Raw genomic sequence first — 19,628 nt, 5'->3', positions numbered from 1 at the left:
CACTACAATAATTACTGTGAAAGTATTGGATTATCTACAAAAGTATAATTCGGCGTTACTGTCACCGTACCACTACCATCAGTACTTTCAGTATAAGTGACAACTTCCTTTTCCATGCCGCTATATTTAAAATAAATTTTAATAGATTTACTATTTTGCATACGATCCCGCATTATGCAAAGTGTGGTGCCACTTGTATCCAAGGTGTGAATTCTTAATTTCTGCACCACGCTATCAACTGTAATTGTTCCTTCCCAATTAAACATACTGCTACTGAAAGAAGAGGAAGAAATACTAATATCGCCACCAACAATAGCAGTACCATCGCTTTTTTTAAAAATTAAATCTGTTACGGTAGGCGGCGGACCTTCCTGAATGCTCCATGCCGAAAGATTAAAATGAATATGTCTGGCATTAATATTATTCGTGGTGTCTTCCACAATTGCTGGGGTAGTGCTGACCCCAAATGTATCCGTCCCTGTTTGACCTTGTGAATTGATTAAAATAGTTTTTGTCTTAGAAATATTATTTTTAACTCTAGTGCTGATAGAGCCATTATTACTGGTTCCTGTCAAACGATTAAATACCAAAGAAGAACAAGGTATGCACGATCCTCCACAATCTACTCCAATCTCTCCAATATCTATAATTCCATTATTGCATGATGCATCTACACCACCCCCAAAAAGACCAATATTATAAATTTCCACTCCATCAGTTAAATTATAAGGCTCGATATCCGTGCTTGTACCGGCATTAAATAATATAATTTTATCGGTTTCGAAACGGATGCCGTAATTTGTATCGTTTAACGCGCTCAGCGAATAACTTTTTGCCAGCTTAATTTTCGTTTCTATCATTTTTGCGGTGTTACCTAAATTTGTCGCGTCAGAAAAAGATCGCCAAGAAGAAAGAGAAACTGTCACAACTATCGACATAATCGCAACTACAAGAATAACTTCAATTAAAGTAAACCCTTTTTCTTTTTTCATATTGAATCTCCTATTGAATACATCGGCTGGATCATCGAAATCGCGAAAAAACCAACAGCCACGCCCATTAACACCATTAGGATCGGCTCAATGATAGTGGATAGATTTTTTGTCGTTTCAGTGATTTCCCCTTCATAAAATTCCGCCAAATCCATCAAAATAGAATCCAGCGATCCGGTTTCCTCTCCCACTTCGATCATCTGGAGCACCAGAGGAGAATAAAGATTTTCGGTTTCTTCCAGTATATCTTTCAAAGTATCACCTTTTTCAATTTTCTCGGCAGCGATTCTGATTGATTCTTTGTAATAATAATTGGACAGGGTTTTGGAAACAGTTTTCAAAGCGGTACTGATAGACACTCCGCCTTTTATCAAAGAAGATGTCGTCCTGGCAAAGCGCGCAATATTTATTTTTTTGGAAATATCGCCAAAAACAGGCAATTTCAGAATAAGCTTATCAAAAATTTTAATGCCGGTAATTGTCCGCAAAAACATCCTAAAAAAATAACCGAGCACCAAAACTACGCCAAATATCTCAAGTCCGTGTTTGGTGAGCAAGTTGCTTATTCCGATCAAAATCTTGGTCGAGAGAGGCAGATCAACATTCATCGAAGTGAAGATGACGGTTAATTTTGGAATTATATAAACCATTACAACCACTCCCACCGCCAGCATAACAAGCAATATCACCGCCGGATACATCATCGCTCCTTTTACTCGGCTTTTAAGCTCATAATCTTTTCTCATTTGTTCCGCTGAAAGTTCAAGAATAGTATCCAATGTGCCGCTCAACTCCCCCACGCGCACCATATTTACAAAAAGCTCGTCAAAAACATCCGGATGCCTGGCCAGAGAATCCGCGAAACTGTTGCCCTTAGCCACGTCAATATTTACCTCGCTGATAATTTTAGCGAACCTTGCGTTGGTCGTCTGCCGGCTCAAAGCATCAAGCGATTTGGACAAAGAAAGCCCGGCCTTAACCATTACTGTCAGAAGATGGACAAAAGTTATGATCTCCAATTGCGGCACTCCCAGATATTTGGTTATAAATTCTAAATCAATATCCTTGCTCTTCTTTTCCTCTTTAAGGGAAAAAAGCGCGAATCCGGTTTCTTTAAGCTTTTTGCGCAAAGACGCTTCATCGGCCGCATTTAAAACACCGGCTTTTATTTCTCCATTTTTACCTTTTGCCTTATAAGAATATTTTGGCATGTACTATCAGCTTAAATTAAAAATTATTCCTGCGTTGCTCTTAAAACTTCTTCGATGGATGTTATTCCTTGGACAAATTTAACAAATCCATCCTCAAGCATTGTCAGCATACCATCCTCGACGGCCTGTTTCTGGATAAGATCGGCATTGGAGCCTTTGTTAACCAAAACTCTGATCGCTTCGTTGCTTTTAAACACTTCATAAACCCCGACCCGCCCTTTGTATCCTTCTTTCTGGCAGCGATCGCACCCAGCCGGTTTATAAAATACGTGATTTTCCCATTTTTTAATATTGGCTATTTTTTCTTTATTGACAACATTAAGGATCTTTTCCAGGTCGATCCTTTTTGATAAATTATTCAAAGTATCTTTATCCAAATGATACGCTTTGCGGCATTCGGTGCATAATCGGCGCACCAATCTCTGGGCGATAATAACGTTTATCGTGGTAGCGATCAAAAATGGTTCTACTTTCATATCGATCAATCTGGGTATTGTTGCGACGGCCGAATTGGTATGCAATGTCGAAAGTACAAGATGTCCGGTCAAAGCCGCGTGAATAGCCATTTCCGCCGTCTCTTCGTCTCGAATTTCTCCAACCATGATAATATCCGGATCTTGGCGCAATAGCGATCTTAGCCCGGAAGCGAAAGTCAGTCCTACTTTTACATGCACCTGGGTTTGATTGACGTGAGGCATCCGATACTCAACCGGATCTTCAATGGTATTAATATTAACATCGGGCGTATTCAATATTTCCAATATTGAATAAAGCGTCGTGGTTTTCCCGCTTCCTGTGGGTCCCGTCACCAAAATTATGCCATTGGGCTTGGCAATTTCTTCTTTTAGATTTTCATAAGCTTTTCCCCAAAAGCCTATTTTTTCCAAACTGAGTCCATGTAAATTTTCATTTAAAAGGCGCATAACGATCTTCTCGCCGTCAAAAATAGGCAATACCGAAACGCGAAATGCCATTTTATAGTCATCCCCTTCTATTTTAAATCTTCCGTCTTGAGGAAGCCGGTGTTCATCCAATTTAAGATTTGCCAATACTTTTATTCTGGCAATAATTCCCTGATGAACCGTTTTAGGTAAAATCATGGCTTTTTTTAAAACGCCGTCAACCCGATAACGGACCAAAACATCCTTTTCTTCCGGCTCAATATGAATATCGCTGGCTCCCTCGCTGATCGCGTGGCTTAATAAAGTATCGACAATTTTTACCACCGGCATATCATAGGCTTTTTTCTCCAGATCGCCCGACTGTTCTTCTCCTCCCTCTTCAACAATTTTTAATCCGCCTTCGGGAGAGCCTTTATTAATCAGATCATCGAATTCCGCTTCCAGGCTTTTTTGATACTGCTTGAGACTATTTTTAATGCTCTCTCTCGTGGTAAGGCTGGCGGAAATCTTTAGTCCGGTTTTTTTCTTAATAAATTCGATCGTCTGAAGATCCTCAGGATCAAGCATGGCTACAAACAGCTCGTTGCCTTTCTTTTTGTAAGCTATGATGCTATGCTCTCTGGCGATCGGCTCGGGTATTACCATCAGAACATCTTTTGGAATCTCTTCGTCCATCAGATCAATAAACGGAACGCCCAGAACATAAGCGCTGATCTTCATTACTTTTTCTTCAGGAATGATCTTTTTCTCGATCAAAACATCGCTAAACTTTTTTACGGTTTTTTGCGCTTCAATAAAAGCGTCTTCGGTTTTCTTCCGATCCGCTATGCCTTCGTCTAAAATAAATTTTTTGATTTTTTCCTGTAATTCTGATTGCATACGCAAATAAATAAAAGACTAAAAAATAGTCTTTTTAAAAAGGTTATAAAAATTTATATTATTAATTTTAGTCCTCCTCGTCATTTGATGATTATATATAATTAACTGCCTATATTATAACATAAAAATGATTAATATAAAATAGACCGGAAAAACCGGCCTATTATATGTCAAAACCCCGCTTCTGGGCGGCAGAACCGCGTTTTTTAATCAACAAATAGAAAATTTTCAAACTGCCAAGGGTCGGAATTGACCTTTGACGCCGGATTTTCTTTGAAAAATATTTTGCGATTTTTTAGCGGCGTCCAATCTGACGGAGTAGAAATAAATTTTCCAAGATACGGCTTGGCAAATTTCAGCACCGCGTCATGAGGCAAGCCATCGGGTGAATTAATGCCTTTCAGCGGATTTTCGATCATCCAAAGCACGGCGGCAATTATGCCGGCCGCCACCTGAAGAGTGGTGGCGTTTTGTCCGGGAGCCAGAATTCTCGCTTCGTTAATATCCAAAGAACTGCCTGTCCACCAGGAATTATACGGATGTCCCATTAGAAGCGCGCCGAGCGTATCAGCGCCCTTCGTAATTTCATTTCCCATAATTCTAATTTTAGGCTGAAGTTCGTAATTTCGGCCTCGTAATTCACAAAGCGAAGAAAGCGTTTCATGGCAAGGCATATACGCGTAATGCACGGTCGGCCGATAAACTGCTTTGCCATTTTCCCAAACCGTCAAAAAATCCGAAAGCCCGAACGCTTCGCCGTGGCGGATCGCCATGCCGACAATTTCTTCGTCCGGTATCCATGATCTTACCCAGGTATTAATTCCCATTTGAGAAAGAAAGATCTGGTTCTTGGGCCCATATGGCGGTATGTTCGCCAGAGCGGGAAGTTTCCGCTCGTGCGTGCCCCAGCCCATTTCGGAAGGCGCCGTTCCCTCTTCCCGCAATCCTTCAATGCTCCACGTGCCGACAAATTCATTGACCTCCTTCGGACGATTAGTGATCTGCGTGTCGCGTTCGCTGCAATGGATCACTTTAACTCCCAATTTCCTGGCAAGTTTGGCAAAATCTTTTTCCTGAGCGTAATGTCCCAATTCTTCTTCGTCTTTTGGAGTAAATTTTTTATCGGCGATAACTCGCGCGGCAATATCCAGCAAGCCCTGCTTGACAAAATGAGAAATAAGGCCGGGATTGGCGCCATGTTCGATGACGGCGGTTGGCGCGTTTTTCCAGTCACGAGAAAGATCTCGCAATTGCATTTGCCGCCAATAAAGAGATTTTTCAAAAGGATTTTTCGTGAACATTCCTTTGAGCGGATCCCAAAGTTCCACTGAAGTATTGATATATAAAACATTATGATCATGGCACCACCCGATAATATCATTGGCGCCGATATTCCACGCGAGATCGATCAAGAGCCCGCCGCTATCCACCTGTTCCGCCAAAACCTGGCCTAGATTTTCCGGAGTAATTTTTTCTCTGACAAATTTTAAACCCTGATCAGTATATTTTTTCAAAGCCTTTGCCTTATCTTCAAAATCCAAAATGGTAATATCTTTTAAAGGAATATCGATCTTGTCCAGCAAAACAGGAAGCGTGCATTGCGAGACCGAGCCATAACCGATAATTAAAATCTTATGATTAAATTTTCTTTTCATTTTTTAAAATTAATTTTAATAAAAAAACTCAGACTAAAAATTTATTTTATATGTCTGAGTTCATTTTAGAAGAATTTTAAAAATTCCGCAATAGCGGCGCGCACATTTTTAACTATTTTTTCCGCAACACTTCTTAAACCCCGTCGCTCACGAGCGACGAGGCCGCGCTTCGCTTGTTTTTTTATATATTCTTACCACAACATTTTTTATATTTCTTCCCGCTTCCGCACGGACAGGCGTCATTTCGTCCGACATCGCCCGGCACGGTGGATTTTTTAGAAATATTTTTGGCCGCGTTCCCAAGATTGGAAGGAGGCGAAACAAAAGGCCCTGACTCGCCGCCTTGCGGCCCCAAAATGATCGGCATTGGGCTCGGCGCCGGCGGCGCGATCGCCACCTTAAATACAGTATTGGCAATTTCCGAATTTATCGCCGCCAATAATTTTTGGAACATCAAATGCCCTTCCTTTTTATATTCAACCAAAGGATCTTTCTGTCCATAACCTCTAAGTCCCACGCTATCTCTCAAGTGTTCCATCAGCACCAAATGATCAACCCAAATTATATCAATCGTGCGGAGGCTCACCATCCGCTCGATCTGCCGCATCGTATCCGCTCCCGCTTCGCTTTCACGCTTATTGTAATATTTTATCAAAAGATCTAAAAAATAATTATTTATTTCTTGACGCATTTTTTCATCATCGGAATAGCTTTTGGAAATTTCTTCTATTTTTTCTTTAGCTTCGGTTCCCAATGGAAAAATTAAATTTATCGCTTCAAAAATTTCTTTGCTGTCCCAAGCGCTTGGACTGCCATTGGTATGATACGTGATGATCTTTTCTATTTCCAGTTCCAAAATTCTAAGAATCTCTTTCCTGACAAGGCTTTTGTCATCATCGTTCAAAAACTTCCGGCGCATAGCATAAATTATTTCCCGATGCTTGTTCATTACGTCGTCGTAATCCAAAATATGTTTTCTCAAATCAAAGTTATGCCCTTCGATCTTTTCTTGCGCCATTCCAATAGACCGGGAAATTATCGGGTTTTCAATCGGTTGATCTTCATCCACGCCCAAAGTGGTCATCAGGGATTTTATTCTTTCCGAACCCAAAATGCGCATTAGCTCGTCTTCCAGCGAAACGAAAAACTGGCTGGAGCCCGGATCGCCCTGCCGCCCTGCCCTGCCGCGCAACTGATCGTCTATGCGGCGCGCTTCATGCCGCTCCGTGCCGATAATATGCAATCCTCCCAGATCCGCCACACCCTCGCCAAGCTTGATATCCGTTCCTCTGCCTGCCATATTAGTGGCAATCGTGATCGCTCCTTTTTGACCCGCATTGGCAATGATCAGCGCTTCCCGTTCGTGATTCTTCGCGTTTAAAACTTCATGAGGCAACCCTTCCCTCGCAAGCATCGCGCTCAGAACTTCCGATTTCTCGATCGCGATCGTACCGACCAGCACCGGCTGGCCTTTTTTGCAGCGCTCTTTTATCTCTTTTATCACCGCCCGATATTTTCCATCCCCGGTCTTGTAAACCTGATCTTCCAAATCGATGCGGATCGTTTTCTTGTTGGTGGGAATAATGATCACATCCAGCTTATAAACTTTGTGGAATTCTTCCGCGCTGGAAGCCGCAGTTCCGGTCATACCGGCTAATTTCTTGTATAGTCGGAAATAATTCTGAAAAGTGATCGTCGCCATTGTTTTTGATTCTTTCTGGACCGGCACGCCTTCCTTGGCTTCGATCGCCTGATGCAAACCGCCCGAATATCTCCGGCCTGTCATAAGCCGTCCGGTAAAATCATCAACGATGATCACTTCGCCGTTTTTTACCACATAATCTTTATCGCGCTTAAAAAGCGTCTCGGCTTTCAGCGCCTGTTCCAAATGATGAACATAACTCATCTTGCCTTCCTGATAAATATTTCCCACGCCCAGTTCTTTTTCAACTTTATCAATTCCTTCTTCGGTCAAAGCCGCCGAACGCATCTTGTGATCGATAATATAATCTTTGTCTTCTTTAAGCTTCGGAATAAAACCGGAAAATCTTTCATATAGCTTGGCCGACTCTTCATCAGGAGAAGAAATGATCAAAGGAGTGCGGGCCTCGTCGATCAAAATATTATCAACCTCATCGACGATCGCATAATTAAGCGGGCGCTGCGCCATCTGTTTTTTATCCCAAACCATATTGTCGCGCAAATAATCAAAACCGAATTCATTGTTCGTCCCGTATAAAATATCCGCGCCATAAGCCGCTTGCCGGCTGATAGCTTGCAAGTTTTCAATTTCTATCGTCACTTCATTTTTGTCCGCCGCGCTTTTGGGATTAAAAATATAAGACACATCGTGATTGATGCAAGCGATCGAAAGTCCAAGCGCGTGAAAGATCGGACCCATCCAGTTTACGTCGCGGCGGGCCAGATAATCATTCACCGTGATCAAGTGGCTGCCTTTGCCCTCAAGCGCATTAAGATAAAGCGGCAAGGTAGCCACTAGGGTTTTTCCTTCGCCGGTTTTCATTTCCGCGATCTTCCCCTCGTGAAGCACAATGCCTCCGATCAATTGAACATCAAAATGCCTCTGTCCGATCGCGCGCCTGGCTGATTCGCGGACAGCGGCAAAAGCCTCAGGCAGAATATCATCCAGAGTTTTTCCTTCCGCAAGCCTGGCCTTGAATTCCGCGGTTTTGGCTTTCAATTCTTCCGGACTCAGCTTCTTAAAGCCTTCTTCCAGCTCATTGATCTCGTTGATAACCGGTTCAAGATTTTTTAAATATTTCGCGTTGGCATCGCCGAAAATTAAAGACAATATTGACATAATTATATTTTTATGCTTAACTTAAAAGGTCTTTAAAACCCCTTCTTTACAATACTTTGATAAATCAATATCAATACATATTATAACGAATAGGTTAAAAAGACAATAGAACAAAAGGAGGAGAAGTAAAAAATGAAGAAAGAAGGGAAGAAAGAAAAGGAAATAAGAACTAAAGGGTTTAAACCGGGAAATTTTACCGGAGGAAATCTACAGATTTCTTTCGAAAAACCGGAAATTAAAACAAAAAAAGAAAAAGAAAAAGAGGAGGAAGCAAGAAAAAAAGAAACCGGAATAAAAGAATACTACGAAGAAAAGAAAAAAGCCGGAGTGCCAGTTACAGGGCTACCCACACCTGAATCTGAAACTGACACAAGAAATCGCTATTAACAACAGAGCCCGCAATTTTTTAGGGCTCAAAGGAAAACGAATAATTCGTCTTCCTTTTCAAAAAGCCAAAATATTATTTTTATTTAAAATTTTTATTCAAATTTCGCTTTTTCCCGCGGCTTGATCGTTCCGGAGTGAGAAATTTTTCCCCCGGCTCGCGCCGCTTCATCCGGTTTTTCAACCGTTTTTTTTGTCCCTTCAACAGAAACTTCTTTTTTGGCGGAAAAATTAACCGGCCTGGCGCTCATCACTTCCGCCAGTGAAATAAATTTTTCAGGACTTTTTTCTTCCGGCCGATCTTCCGCAATATTTTTTGTATATTTTTTCATTGTTTCTCCCGCGCCGTCTTTTTGCAAAACCGCCCGCACTCCCCTCAAGCATTCCCGGCAATAAGTTTTCCTGGCCGGATCCGGCTTAAAAGGCACCAATATCGGCTTAAAACATTTCTGGCAAACCGCGTCATACCAAGTTTTATTATCTCCCGCCGCAATATTCTTCAGCGGTTCTTTTTTTACGCTCGACGCCGCGCCGTCCGGAGGCATTCCTGAATTTTTTCTATCGGATATATTTTCCGCGCCGCGCGGTTTTTGAAAATTATTCAGCTCTCCAAAATCTCCGCTTGGGGTGAATTTTTTCGCTTTATTGTTGCCCGCGTCTTTTCCGTTTGCCACATTAACGCTCGACGCCTCGCTCCATCTCAGGATCTTTTCCTCGATAATACTCCTGGGTGTGGAATATCTCTGGCGGGAATTCTTGATTATTTTTTCCGCGTTCTCCTCCATTGATTCAGCGCCCAAAGGACGCAAGGTATTGGCGGAAAAAGCCTCGCTGGTCATGCCGTCTATCATCAACTTCATATAGACATTATACTTCGGCAAATTCACCAGATCGTTCATCATAAATGTAGGCTCAAATTCTTTTTCCAAGAATTCCGCGTCCGCGGCGCCTATCCTGAAAGAAACGATAGTTCCCACATTGCCAAAAACCGCGTCGCGCACCACTGTGTTCTGTCCGTTGATCAGTTGGCCGATATACTGATGGGCAATGATCAGGTTAAGACGGTATTTTCTGGCTTCCGAAAGAATATTGGCAAAAGATTCGGTGGCAAAGTTCTGAAATTCATCGACATAAAGATAAAAATCGCTGCGCTCGCTTTCCGGAATATCAACCCGCCCCATCGCCGCCAGCTGAAGCTTGGTGATCATCATCGCGCCGATCAGCGCCGAATAATCTTCGCCGATCTTGCCTTTTGATAAATTGATTATAAGAATTTTCTTGCCATCCATTACTTGCCTTAGGTCAATTGACGACTTGGTCTGGCTGATAATATTGCGGACCATCGAACTTGATAAAAATTGCCCGATCTTGTTTTGTATCGGCGAGATCGCTTCCGTCTGGAATTTGTCGGGATACCGGGAAAATTCATCGACCCAAAACGACCGAACAACCGGATCAGTGATCTTCTTGACCACTTTCGCGCGATAAGTTTTATCGATCAGCATGCGCGGCACGCCCAAAAGCGTACTGCCGGGATATTCTAAAAGCGCCAAAATCGCGTTTCTCAGCACATATTCCAAACGCGGACCCCAAGAATCCGCCCAAATTTTCTTAAATACGCCGATAAGGCCGGAGGCCACGAGCGGCATAAATTTGGGATCAACATACTCCATTACGTTGAAAGCGATCGGCCACTCTACGTCGGCAGGGTTGAAATAAATGACGTCATTGATCCTCGAGGAAGGAATGTAATTCAAGATCTTTTCGGCAAAATCGCCATGCGGATCAACCAACGCCAAACCGTTGCCGTTGGCTATATCGGAATAGACCATATGCTCAAGCATGGTTGTCTTGCCCATGCCGGTTTTACCGATAAGATACATATGACGTCTTCGGTCATCCTGCTTGATGCCAAATCTAACCCTCTTCCCGCGATAATTTGTTTCGGCAAAAAATGAAATTTCTTCAGCCATGTTATTAGTTTATAATTTAAAAAGCTAAGAATAAAAAACTAATCAGTCAGTATTTTGAAAATAATAAAATTTTTTATAATTTTCAAGCACCAATTCTCAATTTTCAATAAATTTTCAATATTTTAATTTTCAAACTATACTAAGTATTAATCTATTATTAACATTTGAAAATTGATTCATTAGAATTTGATTGGGATTTGAAATTTGGGATTTGAAAATTTCAACACCTACCCTACCGGCAATTCTTTCGGGGAACCGCCGCGGCGCGCCTTGACCCATGGCGTCTGCGGCGCTTCAACCCCGATCGTCGGGAAATGATACACCGTTGCCAGTTCTTCCATGTTCAGAACAATCCCCCGATACTCGATCTTTCGCTCTCGATATTTCTTTATCAGCTCATTTTTCTTGATATTTTTTCGGAACTCGGTCGCCACATAATAAGCCGATGTCTTGGTCTCCAGATTAAGGGTAAAACTATTTAAATTATGGGAATTGAATTGGCTCAGCGGCGCCATTACTGAAAAAAATCCCTTGCCCTTATTAAATGATTCTTTCCTGCCGATATAAAGCCATCTAATCGTTGTTTCAAAACCATGCTTGGCTATATTTTTACCGATCGCTTCAACTACTTCTTTTTCATCAGGCGACAAATAAAGCATCAGGCTTTCTTTCAGATCAGCTTCCTTTTCTTTTTGCTTTTCCGCGTAAACAGGAGGTTCAAAAGGAGCGGTCCAAAGATTCTTAAAAATATCCTGAAAGTCTTCCCAAATATCACCCAGTATGCTTTTTTTTTCTTTTTTCTTTCTTCCGATCAGTTTTCCTATCAATTCTTCCGCGTCTTTTTTCCAATAATCATCCGCCGGCCTGATCAAGACCTGAAACCAAGTATATTCGCCGGGAGTATTTTTGCTCAGCTCTTCAATAAACGAAGCGATAGGATCGATCAGTTCATTAGTAATTTTTTCCTGAAATTGATTGTAAGTGCGGATAGGATAGGCATCTTCTTTTTTTAAGATCATTTCCGAACCCCATATATCCCAATTTTTGTCGGGAAAACGCCTAGCGCCGATTTCCGCATAATCTTCCACCTGTTCAATTTCCGCCTTGGGGTATTGAGCATAGATCTGCGCTTCCACCATATCCTTTGATGCTAACGGCGTCCGAATATAAAAATGCACTTGACCCTCGATGCCGGCAAGTTCCAAACTGAAATATGTTTCAGTTATGCCTTTAAGATATATGTCATAAACAGTATCAATAGCTCCGCCCTTTGTCGCATAAAGACCGCTTAGAATGTGTTCAAAAATTTGCGGTCCTTTTTCGTTTCCCGGCACAGTTTTTATTTCCAACAATACCCATTTCAACTCACGATCGGCTTTTCCAAAAATATAATTCATCCAGGCCATTTCAAAAACGATCAAAAGAAGATTTGGCAGAAAAAACCACCAATAATCTTTCAGAACGCTTCCCATGCTCTGCGAAATTTCTATAAGCTGAAATGCTACAATCATGTAATTCTATTTAATTTAAATCCTGCTTATTCCCTGAATTCAACTAAAAATAAAATTTGGTTTGAATAATGGCTTTATAATTTTCAATTTACAATTTTCAATTTACAATCAAATCCTAATTTCCAAATTTTCAATGAAAATTAAATAATTAAAAATTCATTAAAAATTGGTATTTGAAAATTGAAAATTACTTTAATGTATACGTTCCTTCCGCTATCGCAACAAAAATATCCTTGTTCTTAAGATTCAAAATGATCGTGCTGGGCTTAACCAGTCTTTGCGCAGAAACTTCTTTGATAATTTCTTCTTTCTTCATCGGCTGGCCTTTTTTTACCAGAACCCTCTTAATTATATCCTGTACTGTTCCTTTTTCATAGCCCCATTCGGCCAAAGCGTATATTCCGCGCCCGACCAAAACAAATCTCTTGTCTTTGATAAGTTCGTTGTGGACTGTTTCCGCCAGGGCGGGCTTTTTTTTCTTGGTCCATGTTTCATTGATCAAACCGGCGATCGTTTTGAAGTGAAACGGCTCTTTTTTATAAAACAGGATCAGATAAGCCTTGTCCCGCACGCTTCTGGGGAAAATAAACGGCCACGTTTTCAGACCCCACTGGCCTCGCGCATTGGATTCGATTTCCGCCGAAAGCATAAAATAAGAAAGAAAAGCATCCTCGATCAGATTTATATTTTTTTCTTTCAGAGCCGGCCTTCCTTTTACCAGATTAAAAATATCGGATAACCCCATCGCTTTTTTCTCCTGCGTGAAAATTTTTATTGCCTCGCCGACCGCCAAAGAAGCCGCCTCCAGGCTCTCTTTGTTCAAATAAAAAATATCTTTGTGTTTTTTGTCCGCCAGATCGTGTTTTATTTCATTGATCAAAGCAACGATCAAAATAAGTCCTCGTTTTTCTTCCTCGGCATCCTTCACTTTCGCGCCGCGCTCTTCTTCCATAAAAGCTATCGTCCTGTCCAGGAAAAAATTGCGCTCCATTACTCCGCCGTATTTGCCGATAATATTCTGAAAAAGCGAGTTAAATTCTGAAACTTCTTTGGCAGAGGCGCTGTTAATTTTTGCCATTGCGCCTTTTTCTATCTGGCGCACTCGCTCGCGAGTGATCTTGAATTGCTGCCCGATCTTATCCAGAGTGGATTCTTTTTCGCCGTTTAAACTGAACCTTTTCAGTACAACCTCCTTCGAACGGCTAAGTAAAGCCAAAAAAGCCCTCTCCGCAAACTCGCTCGGCAAAAGGGAAGATACTGTTTTGTTTTGACTGTTTAATTCTTGTGGTTTTCGTGGCTCCATATTGTCTAATTTCTTCTAAAAATATCGGCTTTTAAGCTTTTTACTGTTAAAATAAGCATAACATATTTTAAAGAAACTGTCAAACTACGGAAGATAAGCTCCACCCTAACGCAAAACAAATTAAAAAGCCCGCCGATGTTACAAGGCAGGCCTGTGCCTGCTCTGACGCAGGCTTAGACGAGTTCTTTTTTCTTTTTGTTATTTAGGCGCTTTATTTAGCGCTTCTTTTGTGCCATTCCACCAAAAGCGGACTCGCGATAAAAATCGATGAATATGTTCCCACCACAACTCCAACCAATAAAGCTAAAGCGAAATATTTAAGCGTCTCGCCGCCAAAGAAATAAAGAGAAACTAATATGATAATGACCGTCAAGCTGGTATTGATAGACCTAATCAAAGTTTGATTCAGGCTCCGGTTGACGGTTTCCTCGAACTCCTTGATATTATATCTTAATAAATTTTCACGAGTTCGGTCGAAGACCACGATCGTGTCGTTGATCGAATAACCCAAGATCGTCAAAACCGCGACAATAAAAGTCAGATCAACTTGCACGTCTGCGTAATGCCCCAAATAAGCAAACAAACCAACTGGAACAATGATATCATGAAACATAGTTACTACCGAAACAACTCCATATTTCCAGGATGAGATCGGACGCGTCACTTTTCGAAAAGCCCAAGCCACATAAAGAGAAATGCCGACGGCCACCATAATTATCGCCCAAATTGATTTTTGCTTCATTTCCTGCCCGATAACCGCGCCGATCGAATCAAACCTGATCTCTTTGGCGTCTTTGAATTTCCCGCTAAGCGCCGCGAGCATTTTTTGATGAGTTTCTTCGTCAAGAGTTTTTGTTTTTATAAAAACACTGTTGGAGCCGGTGGGAGTCACAGTCGGATTGCCAATATCAAAACCTTTATCCGGTTTTTCCAAAACTTCTTTTATGGCTTTGACGTCGGGAGCAGCGCTAAAAGTGATTTCGCTGACCGCGCCGCCGGTAAAATCAATGGAATAATTCAAGTTCCATTTTGCCAATGCGGCAATAGAAAGAATTATCATAATGCCGGAGAAAGCGAAGAAAAATTTTCGATATCCAATAATATTTAACATAATATTAAAACTCTAAAATGATTTAAAACAATTGTTTATATTTTTCCAATTTCGGGCTTAGGATCAAAAGAAGAAAATTTCTGGTGATAGTAATGGCCGAAAACATACTGATAAGAATACCGATCGACAAAGCGATCGCGAAACCCTTGATCGAACCTGAACCAAACCAAAATAGCGCCATCGCGGTGATCAAAGTCGTCAGATTGGAATCCCGAATCGAAGGCCAGGCCCGGCTGAAACCATCTTCGACCGCGAGCTTGAAAGACCGGCCGCCGGTCAATTCCTCTCTCATTCTCTCAAAGATCAAAACATTGGCGTCCACAGCCATACCGATAGACAAGATCAGGCCGGCGATTCCCGCCAGAGTCAAAGTGATCGAAAGAAAATTAAATATCGCTACCACGATCAAAGTATAGATCACCAAAGAAATACTGGCTATCAATCCCGGCAAGCGATAATACAAGATCATAAAAAGCGCGATCAATAAAAATCCAAAAGATCCGGCTTTCAAGCTTTTAGCCAAAGAATCCTGCCCAAGCGTCGCGCCAACCGTCTGCTGGCTGATCAGTTTTATCGGCACAGGCAAAGCGCCGGCATTCAGCCTCTTAGCCAAAGTTTTTGCCTCTTCAATGGTAAAATTGCCGCTGATTATGGCGCTTCCGTCGGTAATCGCCTCATTTACTCTTGGCGCGGTAATGCTTACGCCATCCAAATATATCGCTATGACTTTCCCGACATTTCTGGTGGTCAGAGCGGCGAATTTTTTCTTGCCTTCTTCGTTAAATTCCAGTTTCACTATCGGCTGCCTTAAAGCGCCTGTTGACTGATCATAGTCCGCCTGTCCGCGCACCAGATCTTTTCCCGTCAGATCGCTGGAAGCAAGAAAGAACGGCCCCACCGCTTCCGCCGGCAGATCCTGGCCGGTTTGTTTTTTGTATTCCGCGGCAACCTGATCTCTCGGGGTTTCTTCGCGAAATTCCAGCGAAGGAGTCTCGCCGATCATTTTTATCGCCTGACTGATTTCTTTTACCCCCGCCAGGTCGATCACTAATCGATTTTTTCCTTCGATCTGGATAAGAGGTTCGGCTACGCCAAAAATATTTACACGGCGTTCGATCACGTCCCGCACGCCTTCCATGGCTTCCGCCGCCTTGGTGGATGATAAATTATTCAATTCCGCTTCATAGACCAAATGAGTGCCTCCCTGCAGATCCAGGCCCAGGTGATATCCGATATTTTTCTCTTTCAGATACGCGGAAACTTTTTCCGGCGGAAATTTCACGTTCCATTTATAAACTTTAAAAGAAAGAGTTTTCGGACTGGCAATAAAAGCCGAGACGATCGCCAGCACGATAATGAATAAAAACAAAAGTCGAATTTTAATTTTTTGAGTCATAAATTTTATTACCTGATAATAAATAAAACCCCAAAGCTCTTCTGAACCGATAAACAGAAATGATTATCCGTTTCCACTCCGCTTCTTCATATAAGTGGGGTATTTTGATGTCTATTTCACTTTTAATAGTCTAACAAACTAATAAAATTTGTCAATGAAATTACTGTATAACTCCTCTGTCACTAAAACAAACCCCCAATGCGCAAAAAAAAGCAGGATATTAAAATATCCTGTGCCACCACACCCATACGGTGTCATTAAAGCCTACGGCTTTGTACTTAAATTGCAAAATTTTGCTTGCTCGCCTCAGGAAATCCCTTGAAGCATTTTCAACATCTTTGTTTTTCCACAATTCCAGTAGAGCATCTCCTTTTAAATCGCCAAGGTCTCTTTTGAGAGCTTCGTATATATCGCAAGCCAATTGAATTTTCTTCCGCCGATTGCTAGAACATTCTTCGTCATTAGCCTTTAATATAAGTCCATTTGCTCCCTCATAAAGAAACAAATGCCATGGTTCAATTGATACGCCCATCTCTTTCGCGACCGCTATGCAATCAAGAGGTTGCTCTCTCATTTCCCGATTTATTGCTTCGCCGAGCTTCTGGCGGATTTTTTCTTCCGAGACGCCAAATTCTTTGATAAGCATTTTTATGCTTTTTGTAGAAGAATTCCAATCGCCGATGCTTGCTTTGTCGCCCCACTCCAAAACCAGATTTTCTACCCTGGTTCGAATTTTTTCTTCCGGAAGATCGAACAGTTTAACGCAGTTTTTTATGCCTTTAGAGTGGCTAAACCAGTTGTTTAATACTGATAAAACATTGCCATTCAGAAAATCCTGAAGCATCAGGTCTTTCCAATAAGCTTCTTTTTCCTCGCTTTCTTCCGCAAATTTATGCAGGAACTCTTGTACATCGGGATCGAATAACCATACACCCTTTCTTATTTCTTGAGCGCAAGAACCCCGAATCGCCAACAAAAGTTCTGCGAATTTTTTTGTGTGTTCTTCTTGAATTTTGGTTATCTCCCCGAAATCAAGCCGATCCAAACCTCTTTGGTTTTGCTTGATCACAAGGACCATATTTTCTGGTGACGGAAGCAAAGCCGCTATCCTGACAATTTCCGAAAATTTTCTTTTTTCAGTGAACATTCTCGGTATTACACGCAACGCTTGCATTACCCGAATATCGGATGGAAATCCTTTAAAGATCTCCGCGTTCGTGTCCAGCGCTTCGCATCCGCACGCATTTCCTTCACTGCTCATTCATATTCCTCCATTGATTTTAAGCTTATGGTTTTTCCATAGCTCCCGCATTTTAACATCAAAATAAGCTTTTTGTCAAGACTAAAACAAACCCCGAGACATTAATCCCGAGGTTTGAATATTTTTTCTGCTTGCGTATTAGTCTTCATCGTCTTCATCCTCTTCCTTGGCATAATTGCCGGAAATCCAGCCTTGTTTTCCATTTTTCATTTTAATCTTATACCAGCCGTTTTTCTTCTCAATAATCTTATAGACTTCCGAATTTTTCACCGCGCCCAAAACTGCGCTATTGGCGGAATCGGCGCTTCGCACTCTCAAATTCATCGCATTCACAATTTTTACCAAAGCGTCGGCCAATTGCGCATCGGTGTAGGTTGCCAGAGTATCCGGCGTTACGTTTTTGATATTACCCCAATCATATCCGGCGGCATTGAATTCTTCCGCGGACTTGATCCATTGTTTTTTACCATTATTGATAACATAAACTTTGGAATCGCCAATAGCCCTAAAAAGTTCGGTTATCGCCTGCGCGGCATCCGGATATTTTGCCAAAATCGCGGCTGATACTTCCTGGATATTTTTCCAGCTATAACCGCCTTGTTCAAATTCATGCTCGTCTTTTATCCATTGCTTTTTCTTATTCTTGATGACATAAACTCTGTGATCGCCCGAAACTCTGTAGAGAATTACTCCGGAATTTTCATTGGGCGTGGTCGGATTCCCGACCTCTGAACCGACAGGCAAGAAATTTATCGCAGCAGTTTGTGATAAGGTCAGATCACCGACTTTAGCAGTGATGACCGCTTTACCGGCTGTGCTTGACTTCACTGTAAAACTCGCCACGCCATCAGCGCCAGTTGTGCTTATAGCAGGCGTAATCGTATCGATTGCTCCCCGGCTTGAGGAGATAGCGACGGTTTTACCGGTTAAAACAACTCCTACGCTATTTTTTACAACTACAGTTACAGTTGCTGTTGAACCTCCGTCAATAATGGCTATAACCAATGGAGATGCGGTAACAGTTGACCAATATGCCGAAACCAAAACAGGCGCCGGAGTTGGCGTAGGTGTAGGTGAAACTGTCGGGGTCGGAGTGGAAGTTGGAGTAGGCGTCGGGGTTGGGGTAGGCGTAACTGTTGGAGTAGGAGTTGGCGTAGCTGTTGGGGTTGGTGTCGGCGTGGGATCAACTGCTTGAGACACAGCCGGCATAACCAATGCGGCAAGCAAAAACAACGCTGTTAATATTTTTATAAATTTTATTTTCATAGTTTTTAGTTTGTCTTTATTAAATTAATATTATGCTAAAATCTTTTAATGACTATATTCGACCTTTTCATATTAAAGACGCACTCATCCGCCGTTCCTTACAAAATTTCGGATAGAAAAAACCTTAGGTGATCTTATACTGCCAAAGTTATTTAATTTTCTTCTCCAGCTCCGCGATTTCGTCTTTGTACGCCTGATTATCCGGATACCTCTCGGATAAAATTTTGTAATATCCCAAAGCTTCGGAATATTTTCCGGTATCGCGCAAAAACGCGGCATAGCTGATCACAAGATTGGTATTGTCCACAACTCTTTTCAGCGCTTCGTCGTAAAGAGCATTGACGTCTTTATTACTCTTTTTCATTTCATACCTATACATTTCAATTTTCGCCAAATAGATCATACTTTCCCCTTCTGTAATTTCCAGCGCCTTATTATAGGAATCTTCCGCGTTCTTGTAATCCTCGACTAGCCGATAAGTATTGCCCAAATTCAAATATGGCACCCAGACTTTTCCTTCCGAAATTTCCACCGCTTTTTTATAAGAATCTATGGCTTTGTAAAAAGCGGTTTTGTCGCCCTGAAAACCGGCCGTCCGATAGCCCATGGCTTCCGCCAAATATTTCTGATATTCCGCTTCTTTGGGATCCATTGATGGAGTTGGAGCTACTGCCGGCTGTTCCGGCGGTTTTGGAATTCGATATTTTTTTACAATAAAATATCCGCCAACAACAGCTAAAATTAAAACGATAATTGCGATAAATTTTTTGTTCAACCTGTTAGAAATTCCCATATTAAAATTTTATTTAATTATAAATTCATTCTTGCCGCAAAATTAAAAGCGTAGAAATAACTTTGCCATTTTTTATCCGACGATCCATAACTATTTTCAAAAATAAAATGATCGGATAATATTTCTCGAACCCGCAAAAGCTCTTTTAGGCGGCTGCTTCTTCTCTCGTT

Annotated in this window: 14 protein-coding genes; 1 reads left to right on the top strand and 13 read right to left on the bottom strand. The window is 41.6% G+C overall.

From position 1 onward, the window contains the following. Window positions 1-11: 11 nt before the first annotated feature. From Q8N37_00165 to secA, 5 genes are all read right to left on the bottom strand, one after another. Window positions 12-992: a type II secretion system protein gene (locus Q8N37_00165; GenBank protein MDP3056926.1), complete on the bottom strand. Its 981-nt coding sequence runs from the start codon at window positions 990-992 to the stop codon at window positions 12-14. Then, window positions 989-2,203 carry a type II secretion system F family protein gene (locus Q8N37_00160; protein ID MDP3056925.1) on the bottom strand — a complete coding sequence of 405 codons (1,215 nt, stop codon included), beginning with the start codon at window positions 2,201-2,203 and terminating at the stop codon, window positions 989-991. Before Q8N37_00160 ends, Q8N37_00165 begins: the two co-directional genes overlap by 4 nt. A gap of 23 nt (window positions 2,204-2,226) precedes the next feature. Beyond that, window positions 2,227-3,984, bottom strand: coding sequence for an ATPase, T2SS/T4P/T4SS family (locus tag Q8N37_00155; GenBank protein MDP3056924.1), 1,758 nt, complete (start codon window positions 3,982-3,984; stop codon window positions 2,227-2,229). 206 nt (window positions 3,985-4,190) lie between these two features. Next, the gene (locus Q8N37_00150; protein MDP3056923.1) at window positions 4,191-5,639 is read right to left on the bottom strand and encodes a saccharopine dehydrogenase NADP-binding domain-containing protein; all 1,449 of its coding nucleotides are present in this window, start codon (window positions 5,637-5,639) and stop codon (window positions 4,191-4,193) included. A gap of 181 nt (window positions 5,640-5,820) precedes the next feature. Next, window positions 5,821-8,460 (bottom strand): preprotein translocase subunit SecA, encoded by a 2,640-nt coding sequence (secA, locus tag Q8N37_00145; GenBank protein ID MDP3056922.1) that lies wholly within the window; start codon window positions 8,458-8,460, stop codon window positions 5,821-5,823. Window positions 8,461-8,592: 132 nt separating this feature from the next. On the opposite strand from secA, the gene Q8N37_00140 reads away from it, so the two are divergent. After that, on the top strand, window positions 8,593-8,847 hold the full coding sequence (locus tag Q8N37_00140; protein MDP3056921.1) for a hypothetical protein: 255 nt from the start codon (window positions 8,593-8,595) through the stop codon (window positions 8,845-8,847). 92 nt (window positions 8,848-8,939) lie between these two features. Here Q8N37_00140 and Q8N37_00135 read toward each other — a convergent pair whose 3' ends face one another. From Q8N37_00135 to Q8N37_00100, 8 genes are all read right to left on the bottom strand, one after another. Beyond that, window positions 8,940-10,817, bottom strand: coding sequence for a type IV secretion system DNA-binding domain-containing protein (locus Q8N37_00135; GenBank protein ID MDP3056920.1), 1,878 nt, complete (start codon window positions 10,815-10,817; stop codon window positions 8,940-8,942). 227 nt (window positions 10,818-11,044) lie between these two features. Beyond that, on the bottom strand, window positions 11,045-12,328 hold the full coding sequence (locus tag Q8N37_00130) for a hypothetical protein (protein ID MDP3056919.1): 1,284 nt from the start codon (window positions 12,326-12,328) through the stop codon (window positions 11,045-11,047). A 187-nt stretch (window positions 12,329-12,515) separates the two neighbouring features. Continuing rightward, window positions 12,516-13,631 carry a sigma factor-like helix-turn-helix DNA-binding protein gene (locus Q8N37_00125; protein MDP3056918.1) on the bottom strand — a complete coding sequence of 372 codons (1,116 nt, stop codon included), beginning with the start codon at window positions 13,629-13,631 and terminating at the stop codon, window positions 12,516-12,518. A 211-nt stretch (window positions 13,632-13,842) separates the two neighbouring features. Continuing rightward, window positions 13,843-14,742: a protein translocase subunit SecF gene (gene secF, locus Q8N37_00120; protein ID MDP3056917.1), complete on the bottom strand. Its 900-nt coding sequence runs from the start codon at window positions 14,740-14,742 to the stop codon at window positions 13,843-13,845. Between the two features lie 22 nt (window positions 14,743-14,764). Beyond that, complete coding sequence (gene secD, locus Q8N37_00115; protein MDP3056916.1) at window positions 14,765-16,138, bottom strand: protein translocase subunit SecD; 1,374 nt, start codon at window positions 16,136-16,138, stop codon at window positions 14,765-14,767. Window positions 16,139-16,358: 220 nt separating this feature from the next. Further along, window positions 16,359-17,399: a hypothetical protein gene (locus Q8N37_00110; protein ID MDP3056915.1), complete on the bottom strand. Its 1,041-nt coding sequence runs from the start codon at window positions 17,397-17,399 to the stop codon at window positions 16,359-16,361. A gap of 138 nt (window positions 17,400-17,537) precedes the next feature. Next, on the bottom strand, window positions 17,538-18,665 hold the full coding sequence (locus Q8N37_00105; GenBank protein ID MDP3056914.1) for an Ig-like domain-containing protein: 1,128 nt from the start codon (window positions 18,663-18,665) through the stop codon (window positions 17,538-17,540). 148 nt (window positions 18,666-18,813) lie between these two features. After that, complete coding sequence (locus tag Q8N37_00100) at window positions 18,814-19,458, bottom strand: hypothetical protein (GenBank protein MDP3056913.1); 645 nt, start codon at window positions 19,456-19,458, stop codon at window positions 18,814-18,816. Window positions 19,459-19,628: the final 170 nt, after the last annotated feature.

The sequence above is a fragment of the bacterium genome (assembly GCA_030693205.1).
Lineage (GTDB): Bacteria > Patescibacteriota > Minisyncoccia > JAHIHE01 > JAHIHE01 > JAHILZ01.
The sequence above is the reverse complement of the archived record's forward strand: the minus strand, read 5'-3'. Positions and strand labels throughout refer to the sequence as shown.